Origin of the sequence: Glutamicibacter sp. AOP38-B1-38 (assembly GCF_052377485.1) — a bacterium.
Lineage (GTDB): Bacteria > Actinomycetota > Actinomycetes > Actinomycetales > Micrococcaceae > Glutamicibacter.
Map to the genome: position 1 here is coordinate 1 of NZ_JBQSWU010000088.1, position 1,114 is coordinate 1,114.

Sequence of the window (1,114 nt, forward strand, 5' to 3'; positions counted from 1 at the left end):
GTGTTGTTCATTCTCGCTGGTGCTTCGGCAGGTGGATGACCGGTGGGGTCGTGTCCCGGACTACTCCGGTGGCCGGGGGTGCCAGGGACCGGTAGGTCCGCCCGTCTCCGGTGTCGATGACGATGGAATGCGGCAGGTAGGGGTCGACTTTTTCATACCATCCGGGTAGTTCCTTCGCCTTGTTGCAGAACGGGCAGCGGAAGGAGGAGTTGTGGACGGTGGTCGGCCCGTTCAGGTGGTGCTGGACCACGTGGTCGATTTCTTCCGGGACTCCGTTGCAGTACGGGGTTTGGCAGTGGGCGTCGCGGATGCGGATGAACTCTTTGAGGCCTTCGGGGAATTCGCGGGCTTTGGAGTCCATGGCGATGAGGTCTTGATTTCCCGGGGCGGTGTAGATGCGCTGGATTTCTGGGAAGGTGAAGATCCTGCGGTTCAGTTCGTCCTCGTGGCGGCTGAGGTGGAAGGGGTCATTGAGGTCTACTCGGGCTCCGGCGACTAGTTCGCGGGCGTATTGGGCTGGGAGGATGCCGTAGCCGGGCAGGTTTGCTGGTTCCCGGTCGCCGAGGAATAGGGCTTTGTCGGTCATGATGAGCTTCACGTCGAGGAACAGCGGGATTTTGGGTGGGAAGCCGTTGAGCTGGCTGCAGATGAGCATATCTGCTTGGAGCTGCTTCTTGGTGCGGGGGTCGTTTCCGGTGCGGTGGATGGCCTTGGCGCGGGCTTTGATGGATTTGGCCAGGGCGGTGCCTTCGATGAGGGGGAGTTTGGCGCTGAGCATGACGCAGTTTTTGCCTTTGCGGAAGCGGATGTAGCGTTTGGCGGCTTCGTCTTCGGCTTGGATGGCTTTTTCGCTGCTTTGGTGGCGTTCGGTGAATTTGCGTACGGTGTCGGTGATGGCGTTGAGGCCGAGGTTGGTGAACATGTCGGGGTGGGTGGCGAAGAGGGCGTCGAATTCGCGGCGTGGGTTGGTGTCGATTTCTTGCAGTGGTGCGGTGATGGCCAGTATTTGGCGTTCGGTGAGCTCGCCTTGTTCGAAGGCGTGGGCCAGGTGCGGGGTGTCTTCGTTGAGGATGCGGCAGGAGGTGAGGTAGCTGCAGGCGCCGTGGGTGGATTG

At 61.0% G+C, this 1,114-nt stretch carries 1 protein-coding gene; it reads right to left on the minus strand.

The annotated features are described in order from the left end of the window. Nucleotides 1-7: 7 nt before the first annotated feature. The coding region (locus ACT3TP_RS18710) for an HNH endonuclease signature motif containing protein (protein WP_444621287.1) at nucleotides 8-1,114 on the minus strand (1,107 nt) is incomplete at its 5' end.